The organism is Methylobacterium sp. 092160098-2 (assembly GCF_028920805.1).
In the GTDB taxonomy this organism is placed as follows: domain Bacteria; phylum Pseudomonadota; class Alphaproteobacteria; order Rhizobiales; family Beijerinckiaceae; genus Methylobacterium; species Methylobacterium fujisawaense.
Genome location: NZ_JAQPZJ010000001.1, coordinates 3,881,410 through 3,899,506, shown reverse-complemented (window position 1 = coordinate 3,899,506; position 18,097 = coordinate 3,881,410). Strand labels below are relative to the sequence as shown.

15 protein-coding genes are annotated in these 18,097 nt (G+C 68.6%); 3 read left to right on the top strand and 12 right to left on the bottom strand.

The window, feature by feature from the left end:
- Nucleotides 1-53: 53 nt before the first annotated feature.
- Complete coding sequence (locus PQI07_RS18290) at nucleotides 54-1,925, bottom strand: M3 family oligoendopeptidase (RefSeq protein WP_091955064.1); 1,872 nt, start codon at nucleotides 1,923-1,925, stop codon at nucleotides 54-56.
- Nucleotides 1,926-2,175: 250 nt separating this feature from the next.
- Here PQI07_RS18290 and PQI07_RS18285 point away from each other — a divergent pair, with 250 nt between their 5' ends.
- The 3 genes from PQI07_RS18285 (at nucleotide 2,176) to PQI07_RS18275 (ending at nucleotide 7,559) form a co-directional block, all read left to right on the top strand.
- Nucleotides 2,176-3,660, top strand: coding sequence for a sigma-54-dependent transcriptional regulator (locus PQI07_RS18285; protein WP_043357728.1), 1,485 nt, complete (start codon nucleotides 2,176-2,178; stop codon nucleotides 3,658-3,660).
- A gap of 246 nt (nucleotides 3,661-3,906) precedes the next feature.
- The gene (locus PQI07_RS18280; RefSeq protein WP_274927136.1) at nucleotides 3,907-5,916 is read left to right on the top strand and encodes a L,D-transpeptidase family protein; all 2,010 of its coding nucleotides are present in this window, start codon (nucleotides 3,907-3,909) and stop codon (nucleotides 5,914-5,916) included.
- A 143-nt stretch (nucleotides 5,917-6,059) separates the two neighbouring features.
- Nucleotides 6,060-7,559 carry a peptidoglycan L,D-endopeptidase MepK gene (locus PQI07_RS18275; protein ID WP_274927135.1) on the top strand — a complete coding sequence of 500 codons (1,500 nt, stop codon included), beginning with the start codon at nucleotides 6,060-6,062 and terminating at the stop codon, nucleotides 7,557-7,559.
- 88 nt (nucleotides 7,560-7,647) lie between these two features.
- Here the strand turns inward: PQI07_RS18275 and PQI07_RS18270 are convergent, their stop codons facing one another.
- From PQI07_RS18270 to bchY, 11 genes are all read right to left on the bottom strand, one after another.
- Nucleotides 7,648-7,899: a hypothetical protein gene (locus PQI07_RS18270; RefSeq protein ID WP_274927134.1), complete on the bottom strand. Its 252-nt coding sequence runs from the start codon at nucleotides 7,897-7,899 to the stop codon at nucleotides 7,648-7,650.
- A 193-nt stretch (nucleotides 7,900-8,092) separates the two neighbouring features.
- Nucleotides 8,093-10,783 carry a pyruvate, phosphate dikinase gene (gene ppdK / locus PQI07_RS18265; protein WP_043379890.1) on the bottom strand — a complete coding sequence of 897 codons (2,691 nt, stop codon included), beginning with the start codon at nucleotides 10,781-10,783 and terminating at the stop codon, nucleotides 8,093-8,095.
- 165 nt (nucleotides 10,784-10,948) lie between these two features.
- The gene (locus PQI07_RS18260) at nucleotides 10,949-11,092 is read right to left on the bottom strand and encodes a DUF3096 domain-containing protein (protein WP_075380395.1); all 144 of its coding nucleotides are present in this window, start codon (nucleotides 11,090-11,092) and stop codon (nucleotides 10,949-10,951) included.
- Nucleotides 11,093-11,200: 108 nt separating this feature from the next.
- A complete protein-coding gene (pufC, locus tag PQI07_RS18255; RefSeq protein WP_043379892.1) occupies nucleotides 11,201-12,298 on the bottom strand; it encodes a photosynthetic reaction center cytochrome PufC in 1,098 nt (365 codons plus the stop codon).
- 10 nt (nucleotides 12,299-12,308) lie between these two features.
- Nucleotides 12,309-13,289: a photosynthetic reaction center subunit M gene (gene pufM / locus PQI07_RS18250; RefSeq protein ID WP_043379895.1), complete on the bottom strand. Its 981-nt coding sequence runs from the start codon at nucleotides 13,287-13,289 to the stop codon at nucleotides 12,309-12,311.
- 80 nt (nucleotides 13,290-13,369) lie between these two features.
- A complete protein-coding gene (gene pufL / locus PQI07_RS18245; protein ID WP_043379897.1) occupies nucleotides 13,370-14,194 on the bottom strand; it encodes a photosynthetic reaction center subunit L in 825 nt (274 codons plus the stop codon).
- 82 nt (nucleotides 14,195-14,276) lie between these two features.
- The gene (pufA, locus tag PQI07_RS18240) at nucleotides 14,277-14,468 is read right to left on the bottom strand and encodes a light-harvesting antenna LH1, alpha subunit (protein WP_012319766.1); all 192 of its coding nucleotides are present in this window, start codon (nucleotides 14,466-14,468) and stop codon (nucleotides 14,277-14,279) included.
- 10 nt (nucleotides 14,469-14,478) lie between these two features.
- The gene (gene pufB, locus PQI07_RS18235; protein WP_043349888.1) at nucleotides 14,479-14,715 is read right to left on the bottom strand and encodes a light-harvesting antenna LH1, beta subunit; all 237 of its coding nucleotides are present in this window, start codon (nucleotides 14,713-14,715) and stop codon (nucleotides 14,479-14,481) included.
- A gap of 127 nt (nucleotides 14,716-14,842) precedes the next feature.
- Nucleotides 14,843-15,064: a hypothetical protein gene (locus tag PQI07_RS18230; protein ID WP_170861823.1), complete on the bottom strand. Its 222-nt coding sequence runs from the start codon at nucleotides 15,062-15,064 to the stop codon at nucleotides 14,843-14,845.
- A gap of 35 nt (nucleotides 15,065-15,099) precedes the next feature.
- Entirely contained in the window at nucleotides 15,100-16,566 is a 1,467-nt protein-coding gene (bchZ, locus tag PQI07_RS18225; RefSeq protein WP_182591594.1) for a chlorophyllide a reductase subunit Z, read from the bottom strand.
- Nucleotides 16,566-18,095, bottom strand: a complete 1,530-nt coding sequence (bchY, locus tag PQI07_RS18220; protein ID WP_274927133.1) for a chlorophyllide a reductase subunit Y — start codon at nucleotides 18,093-18,095, stop codon at nucleotides 16,566-16,568. Before bchY ends, bchZ begins: the two co-directional genes overlap by 1 nt.
- Nucleotides 18,096-18,097 lie beyond the last annotated feature (2 nt).

The following is an 18,097-nucleotide window of genomic DNA, read 5'->3' as shown; positions in this document are numbered from 1 at the left end:
TGAACCAGGGGCGTGGGGCCCTGCGCCGCGGGGGGCACCCCGCGGCGTCGCGGTCAGGGCTGTCCTTCCATGCCTTCCAGTTCGGCGATCATCCCTTCGATCATGCCGAGCCCGATCTGCCAGAAGCCCGGATCCTTCGCGTCGAGCCCGAACGGCGCAAGCAACGTGCCGTAGGGCTTGGAGCCGCCTGCCGCGAGCAGCGCGAAGTAGCGCTCCACGAAGCCCTCCTCCGCCTGGGCGTAGACGCCATAGAGCGAGTTCACCAGGCAGTCGCCGAACGCGTAGGCGTAGACGTAGAACGGCGAATGGATGAAGTGGGGGATATACGCCCAGAACGGCTCGTAGCCGGAATCCAGCGTGATGGCCGGACCGAGCGACTCGGCCTGCACGGACAGCCACAGGGCATTGATCTGATCGGTGGTCAGCTCGCCCTTCGCGCGGGCGAGATGCACCTTCCGCTCGAAAGAGTAGAAGGCGATCTGGCGCACCACCGTGTTGATCATGTCCTCGACCTTGGCGGCGAGCATGGCCCGGCGCTGGGTCGTGTCGGTGGTGGCGGCGAGGAGCCTGCGGAAGGTCAGCATCTCCCCGAACACGCTGGCGGTCTCCGCGAGCGTCAGGGGGGTCGGCGCCATCAGGGCGCCGTTCGGGCCGGCGAGAACCTGGTGGACGCCGTGGCCGAGCTCGTGCGCCAGCGTCATCACGTCCCGCGGCTTGCCCTGGTAGTTTACCAGGACATAGGGGTGCACCGACGGCACGGTCGGATGCGCGAAGGCGCCCGGCGCCTTGCCGGGACGGGTCGGCGCGTCGATCCAACGCTCATCGAAGAAGCGCTTCGCGATCCCCGCCATCTCCGGCGAAAAGGCATCGTAGGCGGAGAGAACCGTGTCACGGGCCTCCGTCCAGGGGATCGTCCGCTGCTCGACCCGCGGAAGAGGCGCGTTCCGGTCCCAATAGGGCAGCGTCTCCTGCCCGAACCACTTCGCCTTCAGCTTGTAGTAGCGGTGGGAGAGCCGCGGATAGGCCGCCCGTACGGCGTCGACGAGGGCTTCCACCACCTCGGGCTCGACCCGGTTCGACAGGTGGCGCGCGTCCGCCACGTCCTTGAAGCCGCGCCAGCGGTCGGAGATCTCCTTGTCCTTCGCCAGCGTGTTGGTGATCAGCGTGAAGACGCGCAACTGCCCACGCAAAACCTCACTGATCGCACCGGCCGCCTCCTTGCGGACGGCTCCGTCCGGATCTTGGAGCTTGTTGAGCGTCGGCTCCAGAGGCATCTCCTCGCCCTGCACGGTGAAGCGCAGCGAGGCGATCGTCTCGTTGAACAGACGGTCCCAGGCGGCGTTCGACGTGACCGACTTCTCGAGGAAGAGCTTCTCGGTCCGGTCGTCGAGCTGGTGCGGCTTCTCCTTGCGCAGGTCCTCGATCCACGGCGCGTAGTGGGCGAGCGGCCCCTCCGCCATCGCGGCATTCATCGCCGCGTCGTCGACGCGGTTCAGCTCCAGGGCGAAGAACAGGAGATCCGCGGAGGCGCTGGTCAGGCGCTCGCGCGTGTCGCCGTAGAACTTGGCCCGTGCCTCGTCGGTAGTATCGCCGGAATAGACGAGACCCGCGAAGGACATCAGCTTGCCCAGCAGGTCCTCGATCCCCTCGTAGGTGCGCACGGCCTCCGCCAGTCGGGCGGACGCCTCCGGTCCCGCGGCGAGCTCGGCTATGCGGCCGGCATAGAGTTCGGAGAACCGGCGGCACTCCTCCTCGGCCCGGGTCATGTCGCCGGAGAATTTGGGGTCATCGAGGCCGGAATAGAGGTCCGACAAATCCCATTCCGGAAGATGGCCGAGGTCGGCAGCCTTCGCGGCGGCGCGCGCGGCGCTCACGCCCTCCGGCAGGCGGACAGTCACCGGCGATGCGGCGTGGCTCGGCATCATGTCGTGCAATCCTCTCTAAGGGCAGCGGCCCCGTACCCTGATATCGAGCGTGCCGCCACGCGTTCAACGCGGCGTGTCGGTTCGAAGCCCCGCGCGATCGTCGTCGACACGATGCAAACGTCGTTAAGCGCCACTTTACGTCTGTGGGTCACCCTACGGCTCGAAACGAAACAGTCGCCGAATCGGAGCCCGTGACGGGGTTGAGCCCATGTCGCGAGCCCGGCCTTCGCGCGCCGTTCAGGGAGCCGCCATGTCCGCCACCGTGCTCATTGTGGACGACGATCCGGTCCAGCGGCGTCTCGCCGAGGCGGCGGTGCGCCGCTTCGGCTTCGAGCCCCGGGTCGCCGAAACGGGCGCGGACGCACTGGCCCTGCTCCGGTCCGAAGGCGCGGACGTCGTGCTCCTCGACCTCGTCATGCCGGGTCTCGATGGGCTTGGCGTGCTGGCCGAGATGCGCAAGAGCGGCCTCGCCACCCCGGTGATCGTCCAGACCTCCAACGGCTCCATCGACACGGTGGTCGGCGCCATGCGGGCCGGCGCCGTGGACTTCGTGGTCAAGCCGGCGGGTGCCGAGCGGCTGCAGGTCTCGATCAAGAACGCCCTGCGGGTCGATACGCTGGAGGAGGAGGTGCGCCGCATGCGCCGCCGGGCCTCCGGGGCGCTGACCTTCAAGGATCTCACGTCCAAAAGCCCCGACATGGAGCGGCTGATCCGCCTCGCCGAGCGGGCGGCGAAATCGAATATCCCGGTCCTGATCGAGGGCGAGTCCGGCGTCGGCAAGGAGGTGCTGGCCCGGGCGATCCAGGGATCCGGCGACAGGCGCGGCAAGCCGTTCGTGACGGTCAATTGCGGGGCGATCCCCGAGAATCTCGTGGAATCCACGCTGTTCGGTCACGAGAAGGGCGCGTTCACCGGTGCGACCGAAAAGCATGCCGGCAAGTTCGTCGAGGCCTCGGGCGGTACGCTCTTCCTCGACGAGATCGGCGAGCTTCCCCTCGACGCGCAGGTCAAGCTGCTCCGGGCCCTGCAGGAAGGCGAGGTGGATCCCGTCGGCGGCAAACGCTCCGTGCGGGTGGACATCCGCCTCGTCTCCGCCACCAACCGATCGCTGCTCGACCTCGTCAAGCAGGGCAAGTTTCGCGAGGATCTCTATTATCGCCTGAACGTCTTCCCGATGACGCTGCCGCCGTTACGGGCGCGCCGCGAGGACATACCCGACCTCGTTCGCTCGTTCTGCGCGCGGTTCTCGGCCGAGGAAGGCAAGCGCGTGCGGGCCATCACGCCGGAGGCGATGGCACTGCTGACGCGCTATCCCTGGCCGGGGAATGTCCGGCAACTGGAGAATGCCCTGTTCCGCGCTGTCGTGCTCGCGGACGGCGACGAGCTGACCGTGGCCGAATTCCCCCAGATCGCCGCGCAGGTGGAAGGCTTCGACGTCCGCATCCCGGCCCTGCCGGTTCAGACGCAGATGCCGGCCTACGCCCCCGAGCCCGTGCGCGAGATCGTCCGCGTGGAGGTGCGCGACCCTCACGCCATGTCCCTCGTGACCGAGGAGACCGGCGAGATGAAGCCGATGGACGTCCTGGAGGCGGAGATCATCCGCTTCGCGCTCCAGTTCTATCGGCAGCGGATGTCGGAGGTGTCGCGTCGCCTCGGCATCGGTCGCTCCACCCTCTACCGCAAGCTCAAGGATCTGGGCTTGGAGGACGACGCGAAGACCGAGGACGCGGCCTGATCGAGCGCCGCGTGCGCTAACGCACCGACCGCATTCGGTCGGCGCGGTGGTGCGGGAAATTCACCTGATGCTGCACGCAATCGACCGACGATTTGGTAGATCATTAGCTAAGCAGCATTAGAAATGACACATTCATCTGCGCGACAGAGGTTCTATTCGCGACGACTGCGGTTGCTGAAAGCCACGCTTGCGCGGATAATCACACTCTGAGCGTGCGGTCCTGCCGCCGCACCCCGGGAGATCACGATGCGCGTCCCGCGCTCCAGCCTCATGGCGCTGGCCGCCCTTCTCTGCGGTACGCTGGCCCCGGCCGCCTCGCTTCGTGCGGAGACCGTCTCGCTGGACCAGCCCTCCGCCGATGTCCCGGCATCGCCAGCCGCCGCGCCGCCTGCGCAGGCGGCTCCCTCGGCTCCGGCCACGACGGCGCTACCCGACTACAAGCCTGAGGCACCGGCGGCCGAGCCGGCACCGGCCCCCGCCGCCACGGCGCCGGTCGCCCCGACGGATCCGCTCGGTGCTGCGGTCTTCGCCCGCTTCGCGGATCCCGCCCCCCTTCTACTCCGTCTGACCGGCAAGGATGGCGACGCGATCCGGAGCTTCTATGAAGCCCGCACCTACAAGCCGCTCTGGATCTCCGGAGGGGCGTGGACCGAGGCCGCAAAGGCGGTGTCGGCCCGGCTGGCGGCTGCCGCCGAGGACGGTCTCGACTCGCGTGCCTACACGGTCCCGTCGCTGCCCGATAAGCCGGACGAGAAGGCGCTCGCCGATGCCGATCTCCGCCTGTCCGCGGCGGCCGTGCTCTATGCCCGGGACGCCCGTGGCGGCCGCGTCAACCTGGCCTCGATCTCGCGGCTGATCACGCCGCATCTCGATCTTCCCGCCGGGGACGCGGTGCTGGCGAAGCTCGATGAGGCCGGCGCGAAGGCCGGCGAGGCGCTCCAGGGCTACAATCCGGCGACGCCCGGCTATCTCGCCCTCAAGGCGCGTCTCGCCGCCCTGCGCGGTCCCGTGCCGACCGCCGTGAAGCCGCTGCGTCTTCCGGCCGGGCCGGCCCTGCGCGTCGGCATGCGCGATGCCCGCGTGCCGCTGCTCCGGACGCATTTCAATCTCGAGAGCCGCCCGGCCGGAACGTTCGACAAGCCCCCCGGCGAGCCGGACGAGTACGATACCGTCGTCGCCGACGCGGTCGCGAAGTTCCAGCGCGGCCGCGGGCTGCCGGGCAACGGGGTCCTGAACGTCCAGACGGTCCTGGCCCTGGCCGATGCCGGTCGCGCCGCACGCCCGACGGGGGGCGAGGCCGAACTCATCGTCAACATGGAGCGGTGGCGGTGGCTTCCCGGCGATCTGGGATCCGACTACATCCTGGTCAACGTCCCGGAATACCGCCTGCGCGCCTACCGGGGCGGCGTCCTGCGCGATGAGGCGCGGGTCATCGTCGGCAAGCCGGAATCGCGGACGCCCCTGTTCTCGGGGCTGATGGAATACGCGGTCGTCAACCCGTCCTGGTACGTGCCGCCCTCGATCCTGAAGACGATGGCGCCGAAGCTCGCCGGCTACGGTGGCAAGACCTGGGGGGGCTACGAGGTCGTCCGCCGCGGGGGGCACATCTCGCTCCGCCAGCCCCCCGGCGAGCGCAATGCGCTCGGCTTCATCAAGTTCATGTTCCCGAACCAGCACGCGGTCTACCTGCACGATACGCCCAACCGCTCGCTGTTCTCAGCCTCGAAGCGGGATTTCAGCCACGGCTGCGTGCGCGTCGACGACCCGTTCCGCCTTGCCGACGCGGTGCTGCCGGACTGGTCTCAGGACAGGTTGAAGAAGCTGATCGGCAAGGGCGAGCGGACGATCCGGCTGCCGGAGAAGCTGCCGGTCCATCTCGCCTACTTCACCGCCTTCGTGGACGATGGCGGCACCTACCGTACCTTGCCGGACCTTTACGGCTACGACGCGCCGATGCGCGCGGCCCTCGGGCTGCCCGGCGGCGGCGGACCGGCGATCGCCCGGCTGCCGGACGAGCCGCCGCGGCGCAAGGCCGAGCCCGCCCCGAAGCCGACCGTGGCGCGGACGGTCCATCGCCGCGCGCCCGAGCGCCCGGTGGCCAATGCCGAGGCGTGGCCCGAAGGGCGCTACGAGGACGCGGACACGCGGCGCCGGTCCCTGCGCCGCGCCGCTCGGGCCGACAGCGCGCCGGAATACGGCGAGCCCGGGCTCTGGACGCCTGCGCCGCAGCAATCGGCGCCGCGCGGGTGGTGGTAGGCCACCCGCGGAACCCGCAACTTTCGCGTGCGCAGACGCACAGCCGGGCACGATTTCGCCACGGTCGAGCCTTAGCCGTTTCGACCGACAGCCCGGGCTGAGATGCGTTCGGGCGAGGGTTTCGGGAGAGGATCAGGACCGTCGTGCCCAGTCTCCCGCGTCCCCTCCGTCATCTCGCCCTCGGCTTGTCCGGCCTCGTGCTCGGAGTGCTGGTCGGGACGGCCGAAACCGAGGACGCGGTGGCCAACGGCGACACCCGCTCGCTGACCATCTACCACACGCACACGCAGGAAAGCGCGACCGTCACGTTCAAGCGCGATGGCCGCTACGACCGCGCGGCCCTCGATCAGCTGAACTGGCTGCTCCGCGACTGGCGGATCAACGAGCCCACCAAGATGGATCCGCGGCTGTTCGATACGGTCTGGGAGGCCTATCGCCAGGTCGGCTCGTCGCAGCCGATCCACATCGTCTCGGCCTATCGGTCCCCCGGCACCAACGCGATGCTTCGCCGCCGCTCCAAGATGGTGGCCGAGTACAGCCAGCACATGCTCGGCAAGGCGATGGACTTCTTCGTGCCGGACGTCTCGATCGACCGGATCCGCGAGGTCGGGCTCCAGATGCAGCGGGGCGGCGTCGGCTGGTATCCGCATGCCGGAACGCCCTTCGTGCATCTCGATGTCGGTTCCGTGCGGATGTGGCCGCGGATGACCCACGATCAGCTCGCCCGGCTCTTCCCCGACGGCAAGACCGTGCTGCTCCCGAGCGACAACCGTCCCTTCCCGCGCTACGAGGAAGCCAAGGCCGAGATCCTGGCCCGCGGCGGTACCGTCGCGGGGATCACGACCCAGATGGCCGGCGGCGAGGAAGAAGACGGTCCCGGCCTGTTCGGCTTCCTGGCGAGTCTGTTCGGCGGCGGTCGATCCAGCCCCGAGCCCGCTCCGGCACCGCCGCCGGTGGCGGTCGAGAAGAAGGGACGGCGCGCCCCCGTCGTCGCCGTGGCGAGCGCCGATCCGCAGGATCCGGTGGGCGCACGGACGGCCCTCGCCTATGCGGCCCCCGCCACCGACGACGCGCTGCGCGGTTCGCTGGCGGCGCGGGCTCAGGCGAAGAGCGCGGAGATCAAGCCGTCCGATGCCAAGTCGCTTCTGACGGCCGATCAAACCGCGCCCGCCGACGAGGCCATGCCGGCGGTCACGACGCCGCTGCCGCCGCGGCGTCCCTCGGACCTCGCAGCCGCGGTCGCGAGCCTGAACATGCCGCTTCCGCCACCGCGCCCGGTGCAATTCGCGGCGCTCGAGCGCGGGATGGCCAATCTTCCGTCCGCGAGCGAGATTCGCGCCCTCGGCAAGCCCACGGCGCCGGACCCGGTTCGTCCGCGTTCGCTCGTGGCTCCGGACGCGGACGCGAAGGCCCAGCTGCGCGCCCTGTTCGATTCCGTGTCCGCCGGTCCCGTTGCGACGCCGGCGAGCCGCGCTGTTCCCGTGCATGTGGCTGCCACGCGTCTCCGCGGTGCAGCGCCCGACTCGGTCGTCGCTGTGGTTCCGGACCGCGTCACGACGCGGTTCAGCACGCGCAGTCCGGGCGATGACCTGACAACCCGGTTTACCGGCTCCGCTGCCCGCGCCTTGCCCGGAGCACGCTGATCGAGGGGTCGGTCTGACGGGGAGGTGCACTTCGCCTGCCCGTCCGCGTCGGACGGCTCGTGCGGGGCGGCCAGAGCGCCCGTTCGACTCAGCGCAGGGGCTTGGACAGGTTGACCGCCAAGGCGCCGACCAGCGTTGCCGCGTAGCTGTCGTCCTGCGTCCCGGCGATGCGTTCGGCTTCGCCGCCGCTGTTGGCCGCGATCGACATCATCAGCATCACGGCGGTCACCAAGCCGCCCAGGCCGCCGACCAGGGCGAGATACGCACGGACGGCCGCGCGCGGCACTGACGCGGCCGCATCGGTCCCGGTGAGGCACAGCGGCGATGGGCTGTGAGACATCTTGACGGCCGATTCTGACGGGCGACGTTGACCCGACGCAGGCCGAATAGGCGCACGCCAGACCGCCTCGTTCAACGAAAGAACGCCTCACAAAGAGTCGAGTTCAACCGAAAGGCGAGGTTTTTCCACTGGTCTTCATTCGGATGGTTGATCGCCATCCGGAGGCCGCCGCGCGGCGGCCTCCGGCGCGCGTTCAGCCTTCCTTGCCCGAGACCTTGCCCAGCGCCGCCTGGGCGGCCGCGAGCCGGGCGATCGGCACCCGGTAGGGCGAGCAGGACACGTAATCGAGGCCGACCTCCTGGCAGAAGCCGATCGAGGCCGGATCGCCGCCGTGCTCGCCGCAGATGCCGAGCTTGATGTTCGGCCGGGTCTTGCGGCCGCGCTCGACGCCGATGCGCACCAGTTCGCCCACGCCTTCCTGGTCGATGGTGATGAACGGATCGGCCGGCAGGATGCCCTTCTGGGTGTACGGGCCCAGGAAGGTCGCCGCGTCGTCGCGGGAGATGCCCAAGGCCGTCTGCGTCAGGTCGTTCGTCCCGAAGGAGAAGAACTCGGCCGTCTCGGCGATCTCGCCGGCCTTGAGCGCCGCGCGCGGCAGCTCGATCATCGTGCCGACCTGATAGTCGAGGGTCGCGCCCTTCTCCTCGGCGACAGCCTTCGCCATCGCGTCGATGCGCGCCTTCACGATGTCGAACTCGGCGCGCGTGAACACCAGCGGCACCATCACCTCGGGCGTGACCGGGCTACCGGTATCGGCGGCGGCCTGGACGGCCGCCTCGAAGATCGCCCGGGCCTGCATCTCGGCGATCTCCGGGAAGGCGATGGCGAGCCGGCAGCCGCGGAAGCCGAGCATCGGGTTGTGCTCGGACAGCTCCCGCATCCGGTGCCGGATCTTCTCCTCGGAGACCCCGGTCGCCTTCACGACCTCGGCGACCTCGGCATCGGTATGCGGCAGGAACTCGTGGAGCGGCGGGTCGAGCAGACGGATCGTGACCGGCAGCCCGGACATGATCGTGAACAGCTCGAGGAAGTCCTGGCGCTGATAGGGCAGGATCTTCGCGAGTGCCGCACGGCGGCCCTCGGCGTCGTCTGCCAGGATCATTTCGCGCACCGCGATGATGCGGTCGCCCTCGAAGAACATGTGCTCCGTACGGCAGAGGCCGATGCCCTCCGCGCCGAAGTTGCGCGCCGTGCGCGCATCCGTCGGCGTATCGGCGTTCGCCCGCACCTTCATGCCGCGGAAGGCGTCGGCCCATTCCATCAGGGTGGCGAAGTCACCCGACAGCTCGGGCTCCAGCATTTTCACCTCGCCCTGGATCACCTGTCCGGTGGACCCGTCGATGGTGATCTTGTCGCCGGCCTTGAGCGTGTTGCCGCCGACCGTCAGGGTCTGCGCCTTGTAGTCGATCCGGATGGAGCCGACGCCGGAGACGCAGGGCTTGCCCATGCCGCGGGCGACCACGGCCGCGTGGCTCGTCATGCCGCCCCGGGTGGTCAGGATGCCCTCGGCGGCGTGCATGCCGTGGATGTCCTCGGGCGAGGTCTCGATCCGCACCAGGATGCACTTGCGCTCCGCCTTGCGATGCGCCTCCGCGTCCTCGGAGCTGAACACGATCTCGCCGGTCGCCGCGCCGGGCGAGGCCGGCAGGCCCGAGGCGATGACCTTGCGGTCCGCCTTCGGGTCGATGGTCGGATGCAGGAGCTGGTCGAGCGCCCCGGGCTCGACCCGGCCGATCGCCTCTTCACGGGAGATCAGCCCCTCGCCCGCCAGATCCACGGCAATGCGCAGGGCGGCCTTCGCCGTGCGCTTGCCGTTGCGGGTCTGGAGCATCCAGAGCTTCCCCTTCTCGATGGTGAATTCCATGTCCTGCATGTCGCGGTAGTGCGACTCCAGGATCCCGTAGATCCGGGTCAGTTCCGCGAAGCTCTCGGGCATGGCCTTCTCCATGGAAGGCTTGTCGCTCTCGGCCTCGATCCGGGCTTTCTCGGTGATGTTCTGCGGCGTGCGGATACCCGCGACCACGTCCTCGCCCTGCGCGTTGATCAGGAACTCGCCGTAGAGCGCCTTCTCGCCGGTGGACGGATTGCGGGTGAAGGCGACGCCGGTGGCCGACGTGTCGCCCATGTTGCCGAACACCATGGCCTGCACATTGACGGCCGTGCCCCAGCTCTCCGGAATGTTGTTCAGCTCCCGGTACTTCTTGGCACGGGGAATCATCCAGGAATTGAATACGGCGCTGATCGCGCCCCAGAGCTGGTCGTCCGCGACCTGCGGGAAGTCGGATCCGTGCTCGTCGCGCACGATCTTCTTGTAGGTCTGGATGAGCGTCTTCCAGTCCGCGGCGCTGAGCTCGGTGTCCAGCTCGAAGCCCTTGGCTTCCTTGTACTGCTCCAGCGCCTCCTCGAAGGCGTGGTGCTCAACGCCCAGCACCACGTTCGAATACATGGTGATGAAGCGACGGTAGGAATCGAAGGCGAAGCGCTCGTCTTCGGCCTCCTTGGCCAGCGCCAGCACGGTCTCATCGTTGAGCCCGAGGTTCAGGACCGTGTCCATCATGCCGGGCATCGACGCCCGGGCGCCCGAGCGGACCGAGACGAGGAGGGGATTCGTGGCATCGCCGAACTTGCGGCCGGTGAGCGTGCCGATCTGGGCGAGCGCGGCGGCGATCTGATCCTTCAACTCCGGCGGGTAGGACTTCCCGTGATCGTAGTAGTAGGTGCAGACTTCGGTGGTGATGGTGAAGCCGGGTGGAACCGGCAGGCCGAGATTGCACATCTCGGCGAGGTTGGCGCCCTTGCCACCGAGCAGGTCGCGCATCTGCGACTTGCCCTCCGCCTTGCCGTCGCCGAAGGCGTAGACCCACTTCGCGCTTCCGGTCGCCATGTCGATCCCGTCCGTATCTGGTGCCCGGCGCTGGCCGAGCTGATGGGCGGGGTTGGACCATCCCGCAGCGCAACGCAAGATGAACGCGCGATGGCCCTGTGCGTGCGTGGATGACGGGTTCGACGGTCTGTCAGGCCCCCCGCGTCGCGGTGCGGGCGCTGCCCCTCAATGGAGGATTCCGAGCCCGATCACGCCGACGATGATCAGGTAGATCGCGACGATGTAGTTGAGCAGCCGCGGCATCACCAGGATCAGGATCCCGGCAAGGATCGCGATGAGCGGTTGGAGGTTCGAGATGGTGATGGTCACGGGCGCCTCCTGAGGCCGAGCTTGGCCGCCGGTATCGACGCCTTTACCCTACAGAGGTTCCCCGGAGCTTGAGCGGAGCGGCCGGACGGTCCGGCCGCTCCGGTCCGATCACGGCTTCGGCGTCTCGGTGCCGGGGATCGGGTCCTTCGCCTCGCCCGTGGGCAGGTTCGCCGAAATCGTCGGGTGCGACAGTTCCGGATAGGGCTCGATCACGTTGGCGCCGTTGAGCGGCTTGTTGGCGCCGTTGTGACAGGTGGCGCAGTTGATCTTCGGCACGTCGCCCAGAACGCCGAGGCGATTCCGCGGGAAGACCGAGGTCAGCGGCGTCATGTAGTCCTGGTTCAGATCGCGGACCATGCGGATGCCGTACCAGGCATGGACGCGGTTCGGCGTGCTGGTATCCCACTGCGCCACCGAGCGGGTGTTGTGGCAGAAGGTGCAGTTCACGCCCAGTGACTGCGACATGCTGATCATGATTGCGAAGGTCTTCTCCGCGTCCTGGATCGGCTTGCCCTTCGTCTCGGGCAGCGCCGTGGTGGCGTTGACCCGCACCGCATCCTCGGGCGTGTCCTTGTGCTGGTAGAAGGCCTGATAGACGTCGTAGGGCAGCGACGTGTTGCCGACCTCCGCGGACGCGAGATTCTGGCTGTTGTTGCGCGGGATGAAACGCCCCGCGCCCTGAACCGGGTGGTCGAACCAGATATTCGCCGGCACCGGATTGCCGCGGTGACACGTGTAGCAGGTCACACCCGCCTCGTGGACGTGCTTCTCCTTCCAAGTGGAATTAATGTACTGGGTCATCTGCAGCATGCGCCGGGCGACGCGCTTCTGGTAGAGCTCGTCCGAAGCCATGTTCTCGGTGCTGTGGCAGTACGTGCAGCCCTGCTGGGGTGCGACCCACTCGGTGATCGACACCATCAAGCGGTTGAACTGCTCGGCCGAGAGATCTCCCAGCACTTGCACATTCTGGTAGACCGCCGAAGCCTTGTCGCCCCCTGCCTCAGCCGGGTCGGCCGGCGCCGGCGCCACATTGGCCGCCGACAGCGCCGCGTTCCCGGCCCGGGTGCGGATCAGGTCCATGCCCGTTCCGCGAAAGCCGGTCTGCTTGTTCGCCATCGGCGGATGGGTCCAGCCCGCGCCGCCGAACATCGCGATGGTGAGGAACAGGGCCAGAGCCCCGCCGATGACCGCCAGAATCGTCTTCATGACGGCCTCCTCACGGCTTCATGCCGGGTGCGAGATGAGCGGGATCCACGATCGGACCGTAGACCTGGGGATAGGAGGGCGCGACGCCGTGCTTGACCGCCCAGAGGTACCAGTTGTCCACCACGGTCCCGGTGAGCAGGATGCCGATGCCGCCCGTGAGCGTTGTCAGGACCGCGAACCACCAGGCCCAGCGGTGGATCGACTCCATCGTGGCGTTGAAGCCCATGGTCCAGCGCCAGAACAGGGCTGCGCGTTCGGTGGCCGTGCCGCGGTCGACGATCTGATCGATCTCCCGTTCGGCGCCGTAGCGCGAGCAGGCCAGGATCGTGCCGCCATGCATCGCGAACAGCAGCGTCGATCCGTAGAGGAACGTGATCGAGAGCATGTGGAACGGGTTGTAGAACAGGTTCCCGTAGCGCAGCGAGAAGGCCGCGGTCCAATCGAGGTGGGGGAAGATGCCGAAGGGCACGGCTTCCGACCACGATCCCATCAGCACCGGCCGGATGAAGCCGAGGACGAGGTAGAGCCAGATCGCCGACGCGAAGGCCCACGGCACGTGGGTGCCGAGCCCGAGCGCCCGCGCCCGCCGATAGAGGTGGACCCACCAGAGGAGGATCGAGGCCGTCAGGAAGAAGCCGGCGATCAGCCACCAGCCGCCCTCGTTGAGGGGTGGAAGGACCTTCAGCCCGTACTTCGGGAGCGGCGGCTCCAGGGCGAGCCACGGCAATTGCCGGACGAACTGGACCGGATCCCAATTCACCGAGGCCCACATGTTGAGCCCGATGATCTCGAAGGCGATCAAGCCGCAGACGATCGAGAGCGCCGCGATATAGCCGATATAGATCGGACCGACTTGGCTGTTGCCGATGAGCCCGAACAGGTAGCTGTTGAACGGCTTGCCGATCCGGTCATCGACCGCCACCGGAACGCCGTGCTCCGGTACCAGCGGGCGCACCTGAACCTGCGTGAAGATGTTCTGGTAATAGGCCATGGCCTGCCCTCCCCCGGAGTGCCGCGCGCTCGACGGCGGCGACCCGCGTTATGTCCTTCGTTCCGATCGCGTCCGGCTTGTCATCGCCACACCGGCAGATTGAGCCACCAGCCCCACCATTGCGGCCAACCCTGCGTCCAGAACGGCCCGCTGATCACGATGCAGACCGCACTCCAGAACCCCGCCGAGAGGGCCAGGAACAGGCCGAGGCGGTGAACGCCGAGCGTGCCGATCGAGTAGCCGATCGTGTCGCGGAAGAAGGTGTCCTCGTGCTCCGGCGTCTTCACGACCTCGCCCTTCTTCGGGTTGGTCGCCGACAGGATCAGGCCGCCGTGCATCGCCAGGGCGAGCGTCGTGGTGAAGAAGAACGTCACGGCCAGCATGTGCGCTGGATTGTAGTGGAAGTGCAGATACTGATAGCCGGTGTTGGAAACCCAATCGAGGTGACTGAGGATACCGTAGGGAAAGCCGTATCCCCAGGCGCCCATCAGGAACGGCCGGACCACCACCAGCGTGAAATACGCGAAGATCGCCATCCCGAAGGCCGCGGGCACGTGGTAGCCGATACCGAGCTTGCGGCAGATCTCGACCTCGCGCAGCGCCCAGGACACGAAGGACCCGAGCGCGCAGAACGTGATGATTTGCCAGAGACCGCCCTCCTTCAGCGGGGCGAGCCTCAGGCCGTAGCTGATATCCGGCGGCGCGATGTTGATCTGCCAGACGTTCCAGGTCGGCCCGATCGCCGCGCCGTAGATGACGAGGGCGGTGCCCAGCACCGTGAAGAACAAACCGACGACCCCGAAGAAGCCGACGAAGAACGGCCCGACCCAGAAGTCGAACAGGTCGCCGCCGAGCAAGGTGCCGCCGCGGACCCTGTATTTGCGCTCGAAGCTCAGCATCGCCATGGCGGCTGCTCCTCAGTCAGGCCGGAGAAAGGGAAGGTTTGGGGTGACCGCGGCCCTCGCGCGCCGCGGTCCGGACCGGCGGTCAGGCCGGCATCTGCGGCAGCGCGAGCGTGATGGTGTTCTCGGCCGCCTTGTTGTTTCTCGGACCGTCAAGCCAGTTGAACCGGTCGGTCGAGAGCAGGATGAAGTGGATCAGCAGCGCCAGGATGAAGAGGAAGGTGAACAGAGCCACCAGCGTGCGCCGCGGATCGAAAAGCAACCAAACCTTGTGCATTCGATCCTCCTCAGCCGATCATCGTGACGAGGGCGTGGGCCGCATCGCGGACGCCGTCGAGAGAGGCGTAGCCCTGCGGTCCGGGAAGCCAGGGGCGCCACAACCAGACGAGGATGTGAGCGACCACGGCAATCGCCGTGAAGATGAGGAAGCTCGTCAGGAAGATCGCATGGAACTCCTTGGCTTCCGGTTCCGTCAGCCCGGACAGGCTGCTCGGTCTTTCTGTTGTGACGGGTCCACTCGCCATCGTTCAGACCTCCGTGTGTTGGCCGCGCCTCTGACGAGGCGCGACGGGTTCAGCCACGATGCCTTGCAGCGGTCGCGGCTCGACTTCCCCCGCGTGACCGGACGGAAGTGTCTCGCTCAGGGGCGTGTCAGCCCATGAAGGCGAAGGGGATCGCCTGAACCGCCATGGCGCGGGCCTCGCCGAAGACCGAGCGCCGCGCCGGTGCCAGGCCAGGACGGGCCGCCTCGCGCGCCGGCCGGAACCGGTTCAGCGCGGCCGCGGCGAGGAAGAACGGGTAGGTCGCCGTCAGGATCAGCCGGAACTGAATGGCTTCCTGATGCTGGCGGCCGGTCGGGACCATCGTTCTCATCGTCAGGTCTCCTCTGGGTGAAACGGAAAGGCGGCTCACGCGGGAATCCCCCCGGCGAGATCGGCCCGGGCCCGCGCCACATGGGCGGGCGCCACGGCGGCGGATTCTGTGTCGCGGGCGGCGCGCTCGGCGGCGTCGCGCAGGCGCTTGGCGGCGGAGATCCGCGCCAGGACCGGCTGGGCCTCCACGAGGCTGTCGAGGGCCTGACGGGCGGCCTCGTCCCAGGGCAGCTCGCGGTGGAGGCGGGCCGGTGTGGCCTCGACCTTGTCCATGTCGCGGGCGAGCGGCAGGATGTGGAAGAGGGTGTCGAACAGGGCGTTGCAGACTTCCTGGACCAGGTAGGTGGCGCCCGCGTAGCCCATGAACGGCGTCCCGGTATGCCGCCGGATGATGGCGCCGGGGAACGAGGCCGGAACATAGGTCGCCCGGGCGCCGCACTCCGCGAGGTACATCCGCTCGTTGAACGACCCGAAGAGAACCAGGGGCGGCTTGGCCGCGATGGCGGCCCGCACGGCGTCGTTGTCGGGCTTCAGCCCGGCGGAGCGGCCGAAGGCGAAATGGCAGGGCAGGCCCATCTCGTCTTCGAGGAAATGACGCACGCCCCGGGCGTAGGTCTCGGTGGCGACGATGCCGAAGCTCGCGGTACCGAAGAAATCCTGGGTCACCGACCGCCAGAGATCCCAGACCGGCTTGATGGTCGTATGCCGCTCCCGCTCGATGAACGGCTCCGGGTCGAGGCCCAGAATGGCACCCAGCGAGCGCAGGAACTTCGTCGTCGAGAGGATGCCGATCGGCGCCTGCAGGTAGGGCCGCTCCAAGTCTTCGCAGAGCAGGCGGCCGAATTCCCGGTACAGACAGATGTTGGCGTCGGCGTTGACCAGCTTGGGCACGTCCGCGAGGTGCGAGCCCAGCGGGAAGGTCAGGTTCACCTCGGCGCCGATCCCCTCCACCAGCCGCCGGATCTCGGCGAGGTCGGAGGGCATGTTGAAGGTGCCGTAGGCCGGACCGATGAGGTTGACCCGCGGCCGCTCGCCGGTCTTGCGCTCCGGCCGGGCCGGGATGCCCTTCTTGGCGAACTTCTTCGCCCCGTATTCCTGCCACAGCCAGCGCATCGCCCGGTCGGCGGCCTGCCACTGGTCCTCGTCGATGGTCCGGGGCAGGAAGCGCTGGAGGCCGGTGCCCTCGGGGGTGACGCCGCCGCCGATCATCTCGGCGATGGAGCCGGTGACGACCACGCTGGGCTGGCCGGGATCGAGGGTCGCGTGGGCGCGCTTCATGGCGCCCTCGGTGCCGTGCCGTCCGAGCTCTTCCTCGGCGAGGCCCGTGACCACGATCGGCAATTCATGGGGCGGCAGCGCATCGGTGTAGTGCAGCACCGACGTCACCGGCAGGTTCTCGCAGCCCACGGGGCCGTCGATGACGACCTGCAGGCCCTTGATCGCCGTGAAGACGTAGACCGCGCCCCAGTATCCGCCGGCCCTGTCGTGATCGAGGATCAGCATTATGCCATCTCCCCGATCGGCTTCTTCGGGCCCTCGATCTTCGGGCCCTGCCGCCGCTGCGGCACCTCCTGCCAGACCCCCGCGGCGTAGCCGGTGCCGACGCCCTCGAAGAAGTCGCGCATGGCATCGAACCGCGCCTTGTTGCCGAGCGCGGCGTTGATCACCGTGGCGAGCGACCCGGCGCCGGCCGCGCCCATCAGCGGGCGGGCCGAGATCAGGTTGGTGAAGTAGAGGGCGGGCGTGCCGCGCTCCTTGGCCCGCTGCACCACCGGCGTCGTGCCGATGGCGAGGTCGGGCTTGAGCGAATCCAGGGCGTAGAGATCGTCCTCCAGGGAGGCGCGGTACTGAACCTGCGTGCCCCGCGCTTCCAGCCATGCGCGGTCGGACTCGGACCAGGGCGTGCGCGGGCAGGCGGTGCCGACATAGGGGACCTCGGCGCCGCTCTCGACCAGCAGCCGGGCCACCAGCAGCTCCGAGCCCTCGTAGCCCGAGAGGGTGATCCGGCCCTTGATCGGCATGGCGGCGAGCGCCCCGCGAATGCCGGGCAGGATCCGGTTCTTGGCCGACTCGACGGTGGCGCGGGGCACCGCGCAGGCCTCGCCGATCCGGTCGAGCCAGTCGGCGGTTCCGTCGACGCCCACCGGGGCCGAACCGACGATCGGGCGGCCCGCCGCCTCGAATTCGCGGATGGAGGCGGTGTAGAAGGGGTGGATCGCCGCCACGGCGGCGCAGTCGAGGGCGGCGTAGAGCTCGCGCCACTCGCGGGTCGGCACCACCGGGCCGGCCGCGAGTCCGAGCGGCTCCAGGAGCGACGCGATCACCACCGGATCGGCCGGGAAGACCTCGCCGAGGAGCGCCACGCTCGGGCGCTCCGAACGGCCGCCCCGGGGCGCCGCCACCGGTCCCTGCTCGGCTTCCGCGCGGGCGACCTTCAGCATGGCGCCGGCGAGCACGTCCTTCGCCTCGGCATGGGTCGGGACGCCGAAGCCCGGCACGTCGATGCCGATCACCCGGACGCCGTCGATCTCCTTCGGCAGTAGGCGCAGCGGGACGCCGGAGGCCGTGGGCACGCAGAGATTGATGACGACGACGGCGTCGTAATCCTCGGGCTTCGCCGTGGCGTAGACCGCCTCGCGGATATCCTCGAACAGCTTGCCGGTGACCAGGGTCTCGGAATTGAACGGCACGTAGCCGACGCTGCGCCGGGCCCCGTAGAAGTGCGAGGTGAAGGTCAGGCCGTAGACGCAGCAGGCCGACCCGGAGAGGATCGTGGCGGTCCGGCGCATGCGCAGCCCGACCCGGAGCGAGCCGAAGGCGGGGCACATGCTCTGGGGCTGGTCGTGCGGACCCTGCGGATAGTCGCTGCGGAGTTGTGCCAGGGTGTCCGACAGGCCGGCGGCCTCGGCGGCCGCCCGCATCGCGTCCTTGCCGGCGTGGCAGCCGAGCCCGTCGCCCTCGGTGGCGGCGCGATCGATGGTGGGCGCCGCCTGGCGGGCCCGCAGATCGGCGATGTCGAGGGAGACGGCCATCG